Annotated in this window: 16 protein-coding genes; 12 read left to right on the top strand and 4 right to left on the bottom strand. The window is 60.1% G+C overall.

Going from position 1 to position 15,930, the window contains the following annotated elements; genetic code table 11:
• The first annotated feature begins 48 nt into the window (after nucleotides 1-48).
• From rfbF to AC244Q_RS23385, 6 genes are all read left to right on the top strand, one after another.
• Nucleotides 49-822 (top strand): glucose-1-phosphate cytidylyltransferase, encoded by a 774-nt coding sequence (gene rfbF / locus AC244Q_RS23410; RefSeq protein ID WP_128406999.1) that lies wholly within the window; start codon nucleotides 49-51, stop codon nucleotides 820-822.
• Nucleotides 813-1,877: a CDP-glucose 4,6-dehydratase gene (gene rfbG, locus AC244Q_RS23405; protein ID WP_012759761.1), complete on the top strand. Its 1,065-nt coding sequence runs from the start codon at nucleotides 813-815 to the stop codon at nucleotides 1,875-1,877. The genes rfbF and rfbG overlap by 10 nt, the downstream gene beginning before the upstream one ends.
• A complete protein-coding gene (locus AC244Q_RS23400) occupies nucleotides 1,874-3,109 on the top strand; it encodes a class I SAM-dependent methyltransferase (RefSeq protein WP_017995731.1) in 1,236 nt (411 codons plus the stop codon). The genes rfbG and AC244Q_RS23400 overlap by 4 nt, the downstream gene beginning before the upstream one ends.
• Nucleotides 3,106-3,648: a dTDP-4-dehydrorhamnose 3,5-epimerase gene (gene rfbC / locus AC244Q_RS23395; RefSeq protein WP_017995730.1), complete on the top strand. Its 543-nt coding sequence runs from the start codon at nucleotides 3,106-3,108 to the stop codon at nucleotides 3,646-3,648. The genes AC244Q_RS23400 and rfbC overlap by 4 nt, the downstream gene beginning before the upstream one ends.
• Nucleotides 3,645-4,883, top strand: coding sequence for a glycosyltransferase family 2 protein (locus tag AC244Q_RS23390; RefSeq protein ID WP_017995729.1), 1,239 nt, complete (start codon nucleotides 3,645-3,647; stop codon nucleotides 4,881-4,883). Before rfbC ends, AC244Q_RS23390 begins: the two co-directional genes overlap by 4 nt.
• A gap of 76 nt (nucleotides 4,884-4,959) precedes the next feature.
• Nucleotides 4,960-5,109, top strand: coding sequence for a hypothetical protein (locus AC244Q_RS23385; protein ID WP_157628347.1), 150 nt, complete (start codon nucleotides 4,960-4,962; stop codon nucleotides 5,107-5,109).
• 8 nt (nucleotides 5,110-5,117) lie between these two features.
• On the opposite strand, the gene AC244Q_RS23380 is transcribed toward AC244Q_RS23385, so the two are convergent.
• Both AC244Q_RS23380 and AC244Q_RS23375 read right to left on the bottom strand, forming a co-directional pair.
• Nucleotides 5,118-5,696 (bottom strand): acyltransferase, encoded by a 579-nt coding sequence (locus tag AC244Q_RS23380; RefSeq protein WP_012759757.1) that lies wholly within the window; start codon nucleotides 5,694-5,696, stop codon nucleotides 5,118-5,120.
• Between the two features lie 82 nt (nucleotides 5,697-5,778).
• Nucleotides 5,779-6,531 carry a cephalosporin hydroxylase family protein gene (locus AC244Q_RS23375; RefSeq protein ID WP_128407001.1) on the bottom strand — a complete coding sequence of 251 codons (753 nt, stop codon included), beginning with the start codon at nucleotides 6,529-6,531 and terminating at the stop codon, nucleotides 5,779-5,781.
• Between the two features lie 285 nt (nucleotides 6,532-6,816).
• On the opposite strand from AC244Q_RS23375, the gene AC244Q_RS23370 reads away from it, so the two are divergent.
• On the top strand, nucleotides 6,817-7,965 hold the full coding sequence (locus tag AC244Q_RS23370; protein ID WP_128407002.1) for a DegT/DnrJ/EryC1/StrS family aminotransferase: 1,149 nt from the start codon (nucleotides 6,817-6,819) through the stop codon (nucleotides 7,963-7,965).
• 32 nt (nucleotides 7,966-7,997) lie between these two features.
• Nucleotides 7,998-8,756: a cephalosporin hydroxylase family protein gene (locus tag AC244Q_RS23365; RefSeq protein WP_012759754.1), complete on the top strand. Its 759-nt coding sequence runs from the start codon at nucleotides 7,998-8,000 to the stop codon at nucleotides 8,754-8,756.
• 330 nt (nucleotides 8,757-9,086) lie between these two features.
• Here AC244Q_RS23365 and AC244Q_RS23360 read toward each other — a convergent pair whose 3' ends face one another.
• Together AC244Q_RS23360 and AC244Q_RS23355 are read right to left on the bottom strand one after the other, a co-directional pair.
• The gene (locus AC244Q_RS23360; protein WP_012759752.1) at nucleotides 9,087-9,419 is read right to left on the bottom strand and encodes a hypothetical protein; all 333 of its coding nucleotides are present in this window, start codon (nucleotides 9,417-9,419) and stop codon (nucleotides 9,087-9,089) included.
• 59 nt (nucleotides 9,420-9,478) lie between these two features.
• Nucleotides 9,479-11,092: a GumC family protein gene (locus tag AC244Q_RS23355; protein WP_128407003.1), complete on the bottom strand. Its 1,614-nt coding sequence runs from the start codon at nucleotides 11,090-11,092 to the stop codon at nucleotides 9,479-9,481.
• A gap of 134 nt (nucleotides 11,093-11,226) precedes the next feature.
• Here AC244Q_RS23355 and AC244Q_RS23350 point away from each other — a divergent pair, with 134 nt between their 5' ends.
• The 4 genes from AC244Q_RS23350 to purU all read left to right on the top strand — a co-directional run bounded on the left by AC244Q_RS23350 (nucleotide 11,227) and on the right by purU (nucleotide 15,851).
• A complete protein-coding gene (locus AC244Q_RS23350; protein WP_113546563.1) occupies nucleotides 11,227-12,276 on the top strand; it encodes a glycoside hydrolase family 5 protein in 1,050 nt (349 codons plus the stop codon).
• A 2-nt stretch (nucleotides 12,277-12,278) separates the two neighbouring features.
• Nucleotides 12,279-13,571 carry a hypothetical protein gene (locus AC244Q_RS23345; RefSeq protein ID WP_017995723.1) on the top strand — a complete coding sequence of 431 codons (1,293 nt, stop codon included), beginning with the start codon at nucleotides 12,279-12,281 and terminating at the stop codon, nucleotides 13,569-13,571.
• 159 nt (nucleotides 13,572-13,730) lie between these two features.
• Complete coding sequence (locus AC244Q_RS23340) at nucleotides 13,731-14,750, top strand: acyltransferase family protein (RefSeq protein WP_113546564.1); 1,020 nt, start codon at nucleotides 13,731-13,733, stop codon at nucleotides 14,748-14,750.
• 216 nt (nucleotides 14,751-14,966) lie between these two features.
• Complete coding sequence (gene purU / locus AC244Q_RS23335) at nucleotides 14,967-15,851, top strand: formyltetrahydrofolate deformylase (RefSeq protein ID WP_012759747.1); 885 nt, start codon at nucleotides 14,967-14,969, stop codon at nucleotides 15,849-15,851.
• Nucleotides 15,852-15,930: the final 79 nt, after the last annotated feature.

The raw sequence follows: 15,930 nt of genomic DNA, 5'->3' as shown, positions 1-15,930 counted from the left end.
CTGAGGGTGGTCGGGAAACCTGACTAGACACTCTGGAGTTCGCTTGGGATGAAAGTCGTAATTCTCGCCGGTGGCCTTGGCTCTCGTCTTGCCGAGGAGACCAGTATCCGACCCAAGCCTCTGGTCGAAATCGGCGGCATGCCGATCCTCTGGCACATCATGAGCATCTATGCTCATCACGGGCTCAATGATTTCATCATCTGCGCCGGCTACAAGGGCTATTTGATCAAGGAATATTTCGTAAACCTTGTTCTGCACCACAACGATATCACCGTCGACCTCGCCTCCAACAGCATCAACTATCACGGCGGCACACGACCGAACTGGCGCGTGACCGTGGTCGATACCGGCATGCATTCGATGACCGGCGGCCGTCTCGGGCGCATTCGCGACCATCTGACGCCAGGCGAACCCTTCTGCATGACTTATGGCGACGGCGTCGGCGACGTCGATATCGCCGCCGAGGTCGCGTTCCATCGCAGCCATGGCCTCAAGGCGACGATGTGCGCGGTCACTCCGCCCGGACGTTACGGCGCCACGAATATCGAGGGGCAGTTCATCACCTCCTTCATCGAGAAGCCGAGGGGCGACGGCCAGCGCATCAATGGCGGCTTCTTCGTGCTCGACCCGTCGGTGGTCGATCTCATCCCGGGCGACGACACGATCTGGGAAGCCGGACCGTTGGAATGGCTCGCCGCCAACAACGAGCTCGCCGCCTTCAAGCATGATGGCTTCTGGCAGCCCATGGATACGCTCCGCGAGCGCAACCACCTGGAAGAGCTCTGGAATTCCGGAAAGGCACCGTGGAAACTATGGGCCTGACGGACTTCTGGAACGGGCGGCGGGTTTTCCTGACCGGACATACCGGCTTCAAGGGATCGTGGCTTTCCCTGTGGCTGGAGCGGCTCGGCGCTGAGGTTACCGCGGTGTCGCTGGTGCCTGAGACCGAACCATCGCTCTATCGGAAGCTTGCTCCCTGGGACGATCGCGGCCATCACATCGTCGATATCCGCGACGCCGAGGCGGTTCTTAATCTCTCCAGGCGCTTCCAACCGGAGATCGTCATCCATATGGCGGCGCAGGCTCTGGTGCGGCGTTCTTATGAGAACCCGGCCGAGACCTTTTCGACCAACGTCATGGGAACGGCAAATGTTCTCGACGCGGTCAGGCAGACGCCCTCCGTCAAGACCGTGCTGGTCATCACCTCCGACAAGGTTTACGCCAATAATGGCAGCGGCATACCCTTCGTCGAGACCGATGTGCTCGGCGGCAAAGATCCGTACAGCAACTCCAAGGCCTGCACCGAACTCGTCTGCCAGAGCTACCGCGACAGTTTCTTCAAGGGGCGCGATCTCAGGCTCGCCACGGTCCGCGCCGGCAATGTCATCGGCGGCGGCGACTGGTCGAAGGACCGGCTGATCCCGGATTTCATCCGCGCTTTCGAAGGCGGTGAACCGATCATGCTGCGCTATCCCGCGGCGATCCGCCCCTGGCAGCATGTGCTGGAGCCGCTTGGCGGTTATCTGAGCTTCGCTGAGGTGCTGACGCAGCAGCGCGGCAGGGATCTGCCGGATGCACTGAATTTCGGTCCGCATCCCGAAAGCTTCGCCACTGTTTCCGAACTCGCCGAAGCGCTCGGACGCGCGCACTGCGTCGAAGACGTGTGGCGGCTTGCGCCAGGCGAACATCTGCCGGAAGCTCCGGCGCTGACGCTGAGCTCGGCGCTTGCGCTCGACACCATCGGCTGGCGCCCGCGGCTCAGCCTGCAACAGACAATCGACTGGACTGCCGCCTGGTACAAGGCCAACCGCGAGGGCGTAGACATGCGCGCCTTCTCGCTCGGCCAGATCGCGGCATATGAGGAAACAGTATCATGACAGCGCACAATTGCCGGTTCTGCAACGCTCCGCTGAAGCATCGTTTCGTCGATCTGGGTTCGACGCCGCTCGCCAACGCCTATCTGACGGAAGAGCAGCTCAACAAGCCGGAGCCCTCCTATCCGCTGCGCGCCTTCGTCTGCTCTGAATGCTGGCTGGTGCAGGCCGATGCCTTCGTTCCGCCGGAGGATATCTTCAGCCACTATGCCTATTTCTCCTCCTACAGCGACGGCTGGGTGGAGCATGCCCGCCAGTTTACGATCATGGCGCGCAAGCGCTTCGGTCTCAGCGAGACATCGCAGGTGATCGAGGTGGCGAGCAATGACGGCTACCTCCTCAAGCATTTCGTCGAAGCCGGCGTGCCCGTGCTCGGCATCGAGCCGGCCGAGAACGTTGCGGAAGTGGCACGGCAGATCGGCGTTCCCACGGAAGCGCGCTTCTTTGGCAAGGAAACCGCTGCCGATCTCGTCTCCCGCGGCCTTGCCGCCGACATTGTCATCGGCAACAACGTGCTGGCGCATGTGCCTGACATCAACGATTTCGTCGGCGGGCTTTCGGCTGTGCTGAAGCCGGACGGCGTCGTCAGCGTTGAATTCCCGCACCTTCTGCGGCTGATGGAAAATATCCAGTTCGACACTGTCTACCACGAGCATTTCTACTATCTGTCGTTGCTCGCCGTCGAAAAGGTGTTCGCGGCGCACGGCCTCAAGATCTTTGACGTGGAAGAATTGCCGACCCATGGCGGGAGTCTCCGCGTGCTTGCCTGCCGCGCAACGTCCATGGTTCACGCAATCGGCTACAGTCTTGCCAAGGTCCGCGCCGATGAGGCCGCCGCCGGCTTCGACAAGGTCGAGACCTACGAGGCTTTCCAGAGCCGCGTAGCGCCGATCAAGGATGGGCTGCTCGCCTTCCTCGCGGAAGCCAAACGCAGCGGCAAGAAGGTCGCCGCCTATGGCGCTGCCGCCAAGGGCAACACGCTGCTGAATTTCTGCGGCGTCGGCACCGACCTCATCGAATATGTCGTCGACCGCAATCCGCACAAGCAGGGGCATTTCCTGCCGGGGAGCAAACTGCCGATCTACGCCCCGGAGAAGATGGACGAAACGCAGCCGGATTACGTGCTCATCCTGCCTTGGAACATCAAGAACGAGGTCGTTGCGGCCAACAGCAGGGTCGGTGCCTGGGGGGGACGCTTCGCGGTCGCCGTGCCGGAACTGACGGTGCTCGGTTGAAATTCCTTCCGACCGCGGTTTCGGGCGCCTTTGTCGTGGAAGTCGACGCGCGCTCCGACGACCGGGGAATGTTCGCACGAACCTTCGACGCGCAGACCTTTGCGGCGCAAGGTCTCGTCCCCGTCTACCCGCAGTGCAATATCTCGCAGAACCACAAGCGCGGGACGCTGCGCGGTATGCACTACCAAGCCCAACCGCGGCCGGAGATCAAGCTGGTGCGCGCCACGCGCGGCAGGGTATTCGACGTGGCTGTTGATCTGAGGCCGGATTCGCCGAGCTATCTCAAATGGGCCTCCGTCGAGCTCGATGCCATCAATCACAACGCCTTCTACATACCTGCCGGATGCGCGCACGGCTTCCTGACGCTCGAGGATGATTGCGAGCTCTTCTACCAGATGTCGGAAGCCTATGTGCCGGAACTTGCCCGTGGCGTCCGCTGGGACGATCCCGCCTTTTCCATCGCCTGGCCGTTCACGCCGAGCATCATCAGCGAGCGCGACGCCGCGCTTGACAGCTACGGCCAGGAGACAAGCCTTTGAGCGGTATCAAACTCAGCATCTGCATCCCGACCTATAACCGCGAAGCCTATCTCAGAAACGCGCTGACCTACTGCGAGAACGATTACAAGTTCGACTTTCCCTTCGAAATCGTGATCTGTGACAATGCCTCCACGGATGGCACGCAGCAGGTGGTCGAGGAATTCATCGCCCGCGGGCTGCCGATCCGCTACTACAAGCGTGAAACCAATGCCGGCGCCGCGGCAAACGTCACGAGCGCTCTGCGCCTCGGCAAGGGCGAATACCTCATCTATCTCGCCGACGATGACATCCTGATTGCCGATGCGGTGGCCGAAACCATCAGATATCTCGACAACAATCAGGAGGTGACCTGCGCCCATGCGCCGTGGTTCCTCTACGACGAAGTCGCCAAAACCGACATCACGAAGTTCTACAATGTCAACGAGGATCGGAAGTTTCCGCAGGGAAGTTTCGGCGACGTCTTCCAGTATATCTGCGAACGCCACATCTTTCCGGAAATCGCGATCTACCGCTCGTCGACCCTGCGGTCGGCCTGGATCCCGCGGGAATTCTGCTTCTATCCGTTCCCGTTCCTTGCGCATTTCCTCGATCAGGGCGCGGTCTCCTTCCTGCAGCGCCCGTTCTACCGTTCCATCGCCAATTCGGCGATCGTCCGCGACCGTCCGCAAGAAGGCACCAACGACGTCATGACGAGCTGGGATCGCTATCGCGGCGGGCTTGAATATTTTCTCTATACGGGAGCCAGGCGCGGGGCGCTGAACCTGACGCCCGAGACGCATCTCAAGTATGACGAGATGTGCAAGATCTTCACTCTCAATCGCATGGCGGTCGCCTTTCGCTTCTGGGCGGAGCGCAAGAACTTCATCAAGGCCTATGAACTCTATACCCGCATCATGTGGGGCGGGATGCTCGACCACCCGGAAATTCGCAGTTTCCGTGAAAGGCTGCCCCTGATGGTCGCCATCCAGACGCTGGTGAGCGAAGTGAATTCGGCAATCGGCGTCGATACGCTGCTTCTCGGCGGTTTCCCGGAAATCACCGCGCTCGAAGGCCTGATGCGCGAACTCGGCCTCAGCGAAAAGGTGAAGGTGACAGTGAAACTCAGCGACAGTCCGCTGGAAAGCACCGCCGTCTTCGTCAGCGCCGACAACGACCGGGAGTATTTCGTAGCACTCGGCTACCTGCCCAATCTCGTGTTCCACCAGCACGATGTCGCCCGGCATATCATCATGTGAGCCTCGCGCCAGTTTCAAAAACTAGCGTCGTGGCGGGCGCCTGCGTTTTGATTTCAATTCAACAGAAATTAGCGGCATGACAGACAGGATCTTCTACACCAAGCCTTCGATCACCCAGCTCGAAACGGATTATGCTGCCGATGCCGCCGCCACCGGCTGGGGCGCGAGGTTGCCGTCCACAATCTCGACCGCTTCAGCGCGTGGATCACGCTCTGCGGGGCGATAGCTTGCCTATCAGGCCTGTGATGCTCGCAGTTCTTTCTCAAGGATCAGAAGATTTTGAGATCTATCGCGTAAACGCCTGACGGGGATACCAGCGTATACTCCCCATGCAGGGAGAGACTTATTTACGAGAGATAGGCTACCTACAGAACTTCCCTCCTCAATTGTTACCTTAGGCAAAACGACCGAGTTGGAGCCGATAATCACATGTTTGCGGAGGACGACTTTCCCAGCAGGGCCGCCAATAAGATGGCGCGGCAGAGTCGGGTTGGTCATCTTTTCACCCGTGTAGTCATCGCTTGAGGTGTAGATTTTGACACCTGGTGCCAAACCCGAAAAGTCCTCCATGACGAAGCCGTCACTCCCAGATATATAACATTGTGACGCGATGTGCACATTACATCCAATCTCAACGTGTTCCCTACTTGCCACAATGATGGTGAAATCATCGATCCGCGCGTCATCCATGATGGAGATATTCTCCACGAAAAAAAGTCCGGCGGTTCTTTTAATCTTTACGTTCGACCCAAGATGCCGGAACGGCAGGGATCTTAGTTCAGTCTCGTCGTAAAATGTCGAGCCTAAATGCATCCGATACCTCCATACTCCGTCGACCCCAAAGTACGTCGACTAATCGACGAGAATTTTTGATTTGATCGCATCAATGGCATGCTTAGGACCGCACACATCGAAGATAGCCGCCCGGAGAACTGGAGAGAACGAGCTTTCCATTGATGATGGTATCCAACTCGAAACGATCCGTTTCCTGCAAGTAATCATTGAGGGCAACCAGGGGCTCATCGCCAGGCAAGAGAACCTTGGAGCGTTTGGTCGGGACCTGGGAAGGTTCGTAACGGCCAAGGATCGTATCGGCAACGACGAGATAGTGGCCGTCTGTCACCAGCGGCGCGTAATTGCGTAATTCATCCAGTACATGCGCCTTGCTATGATCGCTGTCGAGAATGACCATGACCGAGGCCCCTTCAGGGATAGACGCCTTGACCTTCGCCATGGTTTCGGCGGAGGTAGATGGCCCTTCGATCAGTTCGACGCGATGCGCCATTGGATGGGATTCGATCGCCTGACGGTTATGGGCGCGAATGTCGATATCTACGCCGACCACCTTGCCCTTGCCAATCAGTTGTAGCATGGCAGCCTGGAAGATCATCGATCCGCCACGCGCCACGCCCGTCTCAACGATCACGTCTGGCTTGGTGGCCCAGATAACTTCCTGGGTGGCCATCACATCGGCGGGCATTTGGATGATTGGCATGCCCATCCAAGACCACAGATAGGAATAGTCGTATTTGTCCAGGCTCACCAGAGTGTCGAGCGTCTGACGGAAGACATCCGTGTCACGACCTAGAGCGAGGCTCATTTCGCGCTTGCTGGCCTCGAACTCCTGCCTATCATCCTTGGTGGTCATGAACTTTACAAACCTTCCTACCTGAACATGTGGCGCATTTGCGGCGGACGTCCTTGCGAAGGGCAAGCGGGCACAAATGTCTCATTTTCCATCTTTCATCGGAACCTTATGTGAGGCTGGAGCGATCACGGCCAACAGCGTAGCACTCGGGCTAACTGCCCAATCTCGTGTTCCACGAGCACGATCTCGCCCGGCACATCATCATGTGAGCCTCGCGCCAGCTTCGAAAACTAGCGTCGTGGCGGGCGCCTGCGTCTTGATTTCAATTCAACAGAAATTAGCGGCATGACAAACAGGATCTTCTACACCAAGCCTTCCATCACCCAGCTTGAAACCGATTATGCCGCAGATGCGGCAGCGACCGGCTGGGGCGCACACTGCTACGACTACATCAACCGCTTCGAACGCGACTTCAAGACCTATCTCGGCAGCGGCTTCGCCATCGCGACCTCGAGCTGCACCGGCGCCATGCACATGGGCCTGGCCGCGCTCGGCGTCGGCGAAGGCGACGAAGTGATCCTCGCTGACACCAACTGGGTCGCCACCGTCTCGCCGATCGTCCATCTCGGCGCCAAGCCGGTTTTCGTCGACGTGCTGCCGGATTCCTGGTGCATCGATCCGGGCGAGGTCGAGCGCCATATCACGCCGAAGACGAAGGCCATCATCGCCACGCATCTCTACGGTAATCTCTGCGACATGGACGCACTGCTGGAGATCGGCAGGCGGACGGGCATTCCGGTGATCGAAGATGCGGCCGAAGCGGTCGGCTCCGTCTGGCACGGCCGCCGCGCCGGCTCGATGGGCGCCTTCGGCACTTTCTCATTCCACGGCACAAAGACATTGACGACGGGCGAAGGCGGCATGTTCGTCACCAACGACGCCGCGCTTTACGAACGGGTGCTGACGCTCAGCAATCACGGCCGGGCTCGCGGCCAAACCAAGCAGTTCTGGCCCGACGAGATCGGCTTCAAGTACAAGATGTCCAATATCCAGGCGGCCATCGGCTGCGCACAGCTCGAACGCATCGAGGAGCTCGTCGCCCGCAAGCGGGAGATCCTCGCGGCCTATATGGTCCGGCTTTCCGCCCTGCCCGGCATCTCGATGAACCCGGAATATAGCGGCACGATCAACGGTGCGTGGATGCCGACCACAGTCTTTCATCCGTCGAAGGGTACCACCCGCGAGATGATGCAGCAGGCCTTCGAGGCCGCCAATATCGACGCGCGCGTCTTCTTCTATCCCCTCTCCAGCCTCTCCATGTTCGAGGATCGGCCACAGAACGTGAACGCCTGGAGCATTCCGGGCCGCGCGATCAACCTGCCCAGCTATCACGACATGAGCGAAGCCGATATCGACCGGGTGGCGGCAACGCTGCTCGATGTGGCGGCCGGGCGGATCTATCACAACAGCACAGCATTGCGGCAGTCGGTCTAAGACAGCCCTACAGCGAAGGACAAAGAATAGTCATGACCACGAAGGACGATCGTCTCGAATTCGAAGCCCACAAGCGGGAAATGTCGCTTGCGCTCGGCAAGGATGAGGCAAGTTTCCAACAATCGCTGAACACGCTGATCGGGCTCGACAAGTTCGACTATTCCTATCTCTGGTCATGGATGGGCGTACCGATCATCCAGCTTCCGGTCGATATCCTGGCGACCCAGGAAGTCATCTGGGCGACCAAGCCCGATGTCATCATCGAAACCGGCATCGCGCGCGGCGGCTCGCTGATCTTCATGGCGTCGATCCTCGCCGCCATGGGCAACGACGCGGCCAAGGTTGTCGGCATCGACATCGACATCCGCGCCCATAATCGCGAGTCGATCGAATCCCATCCGATGTCGAGCCGCATCAAGATGATCCAGGGCGGTTCGGTCGACGACGACGTGCTTGCCGCCGTGAAGGCCGAGATCCCGCCGGGGGCCCGGGTGATGGTGGTGCTCGACAGCGACCATTCCTACGAGCATGTTCTGGCGGAATGCCGCGCCTACGGTCCGCTGGTAACGGAAGGCTGCTACCTCGTCGTCGCCGACACGTTCATCGGCCACCTGACCGAGGAACAGGCCTTCACAAAGCGCTCCAAGGTATGGCTGCGCGGCAATGAGCCGCTGAAGGCCGTCACCGACTATCTGGCGGAAACCGACCGCTTCGAAGTCGATCCGGTTCTGAACGGCAAGCTCGTGCTGTCCTCCTCTCCGGGCGGCTACTGTGTCTGCCGCAAGGCGTGAGCGGAATCAGGGATAGTCGTTCATGGCGCAGGTCGATATCGTCAGTCTCAAGGACAAGTCGGATCCGGCCAGACGGCTCCGACTTGGGTCGAAACCGCCGCGTTGCACGTCTTCTGCCACAATGAAAAAGCGATCGGCCTATAAAAGCGGCTGGGCTTTGCGGCAGCCGAAAGCCTGCCGCTGCGGCGCGCGGAGGAAGAGGGCATGGTCAAGTATTCGATCGTCGATCGATCGGAAGCGAATGCCGGCTTCGACTATCTCAGGATGGAGCTTCCGATCGAATGTTTCAGACAGGCGCATCCATCGGCTTTGCTGACCGCCTGAAACCCCTCACCGCACCGGCTGATAGTGGCCGCGGAGCGGAACCTTGTCGTCCATCGAGATGAAGCCGTCGCGTTCGCAGACATACATCAGCGTCGGCATGCCGCCCGAACGGAAGATCTCGTCATAGCGGCGGCGGATCTGCACGGTTTCGGTGCGGCAATTGTAGGATTCCTCTTCCTTCTTGTCCGGCTGCGCCTTGACGCCGGGAAGACCTTTGTAGGGATAAAGAGGTTGAACGCCCGGATCGACGGATTTCGTCCAGTCGACGGCAAAGGCGGACGCCGGGGCGAGGCTCGATACTGCAACGAGCAATATCAGAAGCATCATCATTGGCCGCATGGGAACTCTCCTGCCGGCAATAGGCCGCTTCCCCGATGTAGGAAAACCGACGACCGTCATCAAGCGGCCGCAGCGGGAGACTTCCTGAAATAACTTCTGATGACGGGATGGCTGAAGAGGCCGGCGAGAATCGCAAAGCCCGCGCCGACGACGAAACCGGCGAGAAAACCGCCGATGACGCCGGCAACCAATAGAATCGTCTTTCCGGGACCGTCTCCCTTGACCGGCTGCTCGGCCGGCGAAATGACGCGAATGTTACTCCGGTTGAAGTTTTGCTCCTCGCTCGTCTGGCTAGAGCGTTTCAGCACCGTCTCGTAAATATCGCGCGCCGCCGTCGCCTTGCGCTGCAATTCGTTCAATTCCACCTGCTTGTCGGAGGTACTCGCCTGCAACGCCTTCTGCACGGCAAGTTCCTTGGCGATGCTGTCCTCGGCGGCCTTTGCCTGCTCGTATTCGCCCCTTGCCGAGGTGACGAGACGCTGCAATTCGCCCTTGATTTCGCCGCCAATGCTCTGCAGCGAGGAGCGGGCGGCCTGCAGGCGCGGATGACGCGTGCCCATCTGGCTTTCGAGGCTGCCGACGGCGGCGGCCTGGGTGGCATATTGCTGACGCAGGCTGACGAGCGGCGAGGTGACGCCGCCCTCCGCCTGGTTGCCGGCGACGATGTCCTCGACGCGCAGGTTGGCGACGGCATCGGCGCGCGCCTTTGCCTGGATGGTCTTTTCCTGTGCCGTCACCAGCATCGTGTTCAGCGAAACGAGCCGCTGATCGGAAATCAGGTTGCCCTCGGTCGCGGCCATGTCGTTGTCGGCGCGGAAGGTTTCGACAGCCTGCTCGGCCTCCAGCACCTTCTGGCGCAGGTCGTTGAGGCGTCCGTCGAGCGTCGACGAGGTATTTTCGTAGATGCCGTTCGAGGCGCTGTTCTCCTCCTCGGTGAAGGAGGTGACGACCTGGTTGGCAAGCCTTGCGGATTTATCGGGATCATTGGTCGTGGCGGCAAGCGAGACGACATAGGTGCTGGCCTCACGGGTGATAACCAGTGCCTTCTGCAAAGTGCCGATCACGGCGGCGCCATCCGTGCGGCCGCCGGTGAATTCGGGATCCTGGTCGAGCTTCATGGCTTCGGCGACGCGGCGCAGCACATTGCCCGAGGTCAGGATCTGCACCTGGCTGTCGATCAGCGCCGAGATCATTTCCGGCGAGGGACCCGACGATTGCGCGCCGGCATCGGCAAGGCCGATCTGGCGCGGATCGAAATAGAGGCTGCTGATGGCGGTGAATTTCTGGGCGATGCGCGGCGCCACCGCCCCGCCGGCGAGGGCTCCGAGAAGCGCCAAACCCAGCACGATCAGTCGCCGGCTCCAGATCGCGGCGATACTGGAGCGGAGGTCGAGAAGCGGTGCGGCCGGCGCGGACTCTGCATTCGGCGGCGCGTCCGCGACAGGCTGTCTTGCAGGCTGAGGCTGAGGTGCCGGACGCTCATATTGGCGGGTTTCCGCAATGCTTGCCGGCGGCACGAAGGGGGGCGGGGCAGGTTCGGGCGATGGCCGGACGAAATCATCCGGGCGGACGACGGGACTGCGCATGCGCACGCCTTCCGGCGCAGTCTGAGACGGCTCAAAACTGCGCCAGCCAGGGAGCCGGCTTATCCTGTTCCTGTCATACTGGTTCATACGCGCACTCGTGTCCCGCCCAGCGTGAAAGACTGAAGCCGAGGTGCCAATACTTTAGAAATTCTTAGCTAACGGACCGTTAAAATAACGTCAGCGACGCCGATGTTGCGATTTGCCGCGATTGCGAGGATGCCATGAGGACGACACGACATCTGACAGCGCTGCTGCTTGCGGCCGCTCTCACCCCGTCGCCGGTCCTTGCGGCTGAGGCCCCTTGCTACCGCGGCGTCAATTTGTCCGGCGGTGAATATGGCGAGCGCGGCGGCATCTACGGCACCAACTACACCTACCCGAGCGAAGACACGATTGGCTATTTCGCCAAGAAGGGCATGACGATTATCCGGCTGCCCTTCCGCTGGGAGCGGCTGCAGCCCGCACTCGGCGGGCGGCTCGACGAGGATGAGCTCAAGCGGATCAAAGATACGATCGGCCTGATCCGCAAGCACGGCATGGCGGTTCTGCTCGACCCGCATAATTTCGGCTATTACGACAAGACCCAGGTCGGCACAGCGCCGGCGACGGATGCCGCCTTCGGTGACTTCTGGGCAAGGCTCGCCGTCGAATTCGCCAATCAGGACGGCGTTCTCTTCGGCCTGATGAACGAACCGCACGACATCAAGGCGACCGACTGGCTGGATGCGGCCAATGCGGCGATCCGCAGCATCCGCGCTGTCGGCGCGCGCAACCTCATCTTGGTGCCGGGCACCGCCTGGAGCGGCGCGGGCAGCTGGGAAAAGGATGTGATCGGCGGCGCCAACGGCACGGTGATGCTCGGTGTGCGCGATCCGCTCAATTTCTACGCCTATGAGGTCCACCAGTATCTCGATGCCGATTCCTCCGGCACCCATCCGACCTGTGAAGGTGCGTCCGCCGCGGTCGCGGCGATCAACGGCGTTACCGCCTGGTTGAAGCAGAACCACAAGCGCGGTTTTCTCGGCGAATTTGGCGCCTCCACCGACAAGGACTGCATGAGCGGGCTGACCGAAATCTACGCCACCATGTCCGGCAATAGCGATGTGTGGCTCGGCTGGTCCTACTGGGCGGCCGGCGATTGGTGGCCGGCGGACGAGCCGTTCAACGTCCAGCCGCGCAAGGGCCCTGAGCGGCCGCAGATGCGGCTTCTTGCCGAGGCGGCAAAAGCCGGTGCCGGCATTTGCTCCGCCGTCAAACCCGCGGGGAAATGAGCATGGCGGTCGTCGATCAGAGGACAGCGACATTCACTGTAGCCGGCACTGTCGCCGGCAACCGGCTCGATGCCGCCGGCAGGGCATCGCGCACCGATCATACGGTGCTCTGGCTCGGGCTGCTCTCCGTGCTCTACAACGGCATTCTCGCCTTCATCAACCACAACATTGTGCCGCTCTCGATGACGCATGTCGCCGCCAGCGAAGGCCTGATCATGGCGAGCGCCATCATCTATATCCTGCACAAGGGGATCTACGAGACCGATCTGCCGGCCTTCCTGTTCCTGCTGTTCACGCTCGTCGTGACCATCTATGTCAGCGTGCTCAACCGCATGCTGTTCATCGATCACTTCCGCAACGTGCTGATCATCTTCTGCTTTACCGGGCTCGGCGGCTGGAGCAACGAGAAAACGATGAAGCTCGCCTTTCGCTGGGCAAGTCTTGCCGTCATGATCTTCCTGATCTTCGAGATCGTCAGCGTGCCGTTCTATGTCAGCATCGTCCACCCGTCCGATTATTTCGCCAATACGCGCGGGCTGCTGCCGCTGAGCTACAATACGACGGGCCTCTTCCAGAACGCGCTCGGCTTTCCCGAGCGCTTCTCTTTCGGCATCATCGACCACCGTTCCTCCTCGATCTTCCTCGAGCAGGTGTCGCTCGCCAATTTCTGCGGCGTGATCGCGGTCTACCTGATTTCGATGTGGGAGAGGCTTGGCCGCTGGGACCGGTTGCTGATGGTCGGCACGGCCGTGCTGATCCTGGTGACGAACGACACGCGCACGATGCTGATCTTCTGCTGTGCCTGCATCGTCGGTTACTTCGTCTTTCCGAAGATCCCGAAGAATTTCAATCTGGCGCTGATGCCGCTGATCGTCGCCGCCGGCTTCCTCGTCTACGTGATGAAACCCAATGCGACGGGCGACAATTTCACCGGCCGCATCAACCTGACGATGAAGAAGATCATGGAGCTCGATCCGCTTGCCATCCTCGGGCTTTCGGTCGACCGGGTCGCCGAATTCGCCGACAGCGGCTATGTCTACCTGATCTACGCGGCGACAATCTTCGGCGTCATCGCCTTGTGGCTGTTCGTCTGCCTCTTTCCCGCCGGGCGCACGGCGGCACAGCGGCGCTGCGCCCATTCACTTTCTCTTTTCATTTTTCTGAATATGATGATCGGGGGAACCGCGGTCTTCTCGATGAAGATCGCCGGTCTCCTCTGGTTCGTCGTCGGATATATGCGCTTCCATGACAGCCCGCGCATCCGGCAGGGTCGTCCGGCAGATGTATTGAGTTGACCGCAGCGGCGCCTGTCCGCGCGAGCCCTAGAAAAGGATGATTTTAGGCCGGATTGGCCTAAAGTCTGAATCCTGTTCTAAATCAAAGAAATAGAGCATGATTTCGTCCGAAAACCACCCACACTTTTCGGCATCATGCTCTGGGGAGCAAGACGCTCGATGCTTGTCCAGCTTCAATATCTGCGCGCCATCGCGGCGCTGATGGTCGTCTATTTCCACGCGGTATTGCAGCTTGCCAAGGTCAATCCCGCGATCGATGCCACCGCCTTCATCTATGGCGAAACCGGCGTCGACATCTTCTTCGTCTTGAGCGGCTTCGTGATGTGGCTGACGACGAGCGGACGCGCGATGAGCCCGATCGATTTCGCCCGCCGACGCATCAAGAGGATCGTGCCGCTCTACTGGCTGGCGACGCTATTTTCGGCGACTGTGGCGCTGGTCGCTCCATCATTGCTGAAATCGACGGTGTTCGACCTGCCGCATCTCATCGCCTCGCTGTTCTTCCTGCCATGGAGCAATCCTGCCGATCCGAGCACGATCACGCCGGTGGTCGTTCCCGGCTGGACGCTGAATTACGAAATGTTCTTCTACTTCGTCTTCGCGCTGTTATTGCCGCTACAGGAAGTTCGGCGCATCCCGGCGATGTTTGCCGTCTTTGCCGTCATCCTGATTGCCTGCCGGCTGCTGCCGGAAACGACGGTGACCCTGTTCTACGGCGAGCCGATCATGCTGGAGTTTCTCGCCGGTGTCGTGCTCGGCTGGCTCTACGGACAGAAGGTGCTTCTGCCGAACCGCTGGGCCTGGGCGGCCCTTGCCATGGGCTTTGCGTTTCTGTTCATCAACGAGGCGCTGATGCCACCGGAAAGCCGGTTCTATGCCTGGGGAATCCCGGCGATCTTCATCGTCTACGGCGCGATCTCCATCGATTTTTCCAGGCTGCCGGTAGTGGGATGGCTGAACTATCTCGGCGACTGCTCCTACAGCATCTATATCACCCACGCCTTCACCCTGGCTTTTCTCAGGGTCGCCGCGGACCGTCTGCCGATCGGCATCCTGCAGCAGCCGGTGCTCTTCGTGATGCTCTCGCTGGTGCTCTCGTCGATCGGCGGTGCGATCATCCATGAGATCACCTCGCCGCGCCGCCGGAAGGTTGCGGTGGCGAGTCGGCCGCCAGCCTAAAGCGCGTCGAAGGCGAGATTACGCATCCAAGCGGCGCTGACGGTACAGTTTTTCGCGCAACTTCTCCTAAGCTTCAGACTGGGCAATGAGAGAACTTGCGCAAAGGTGATGGTTTCTCTTGCAATTTGTCGCATGAATGAAAGTGCGCCGGCCTGTTCGCGGTCCGGGCTTTGATCTAAGCACGGCGGCGGCCTTGGAGAGGGAAGAGGGAAAGACATGACAAGTTACGTATTGACGGTATCCTGCAAGTCTACGCGCGGCATCGTGGCGGCGATTTCGAGCTATCTGGCAGACAAGGGCTGCAACATCGTCGACAGCTCGCAGTTCGACGATCTCGATACCGGCAGGTTCTTCACGCGCGTCAGCTTCATCTCCGAGGAAGGCGTGCCGCTTGCCGAACTCAAGGAAGGCTTCGAGCCGATCTGCAAGCGGTTCGCCATGGATGCCGAGATCCATGACGGCAGTGCCCGCATGAAGGTGCTCTTGATGGTGTCGCGCTTCGGCCATTGTCTGAACGACCTGCTTTACCGCTGGAAGATCGGCGCCCTGCCAATCGACATCGTCGGCGTCGTCTCCAACCATTTCGATTACCAGAAAGTCGTGGTCAACCACGACATTCCCTTCCACCACATCAAGGTGACGAAGGAGAACAAACTGCAGGCTGAAGGCCAGATCATGGATATCGTCGAACAGACCGGAACCGAGCTGATCGTGCTGGCGCGCTACATGCAGGTGCTTTCGGATGCGATGTGCCAGAAGATGTCCGGGAAGATCATCAACATCCACCATTCCTTCCTGCCGAGCTTCAAGGGCGCCAACCCTTACAAGCAGGCCTATCAACGCGGCGTGAAGCTGATCGGGGCGACGGCGCATTACGTCACCGCCGATCTCGACGAAGGCCCGATCATCGAGCAGGACACGGCGCGTATCACCCATGCGCAGTCGCCCGACGACTACGTCTCGATCGGCCGCGATGTCGAAAGCCAGGTGCTGGCGCGCGCCATCCATGCGCATATCCATCACCGCACCTTCCTGAACGGCAACCGCACCGTGGTCTTCCCGGCAAGCCCCGGCGGCTACGCCTCCGAACGCATGGGCTGAGCGCAGCCCTGCATCTCTTTTGCTGGCAAACGACAATCCCCGTTGCCTGCCAGCGGCAAGTACTTGATTATCTCGTTCA

Source organism: Rhizobium sp. CB2179 (assembly GCF_057653455.1).
The sequence above is the reverse complement of the archived record's forward strand: the minus strand, read 5'-3'. Positions and strand labels throughout refer to the sequence as shown.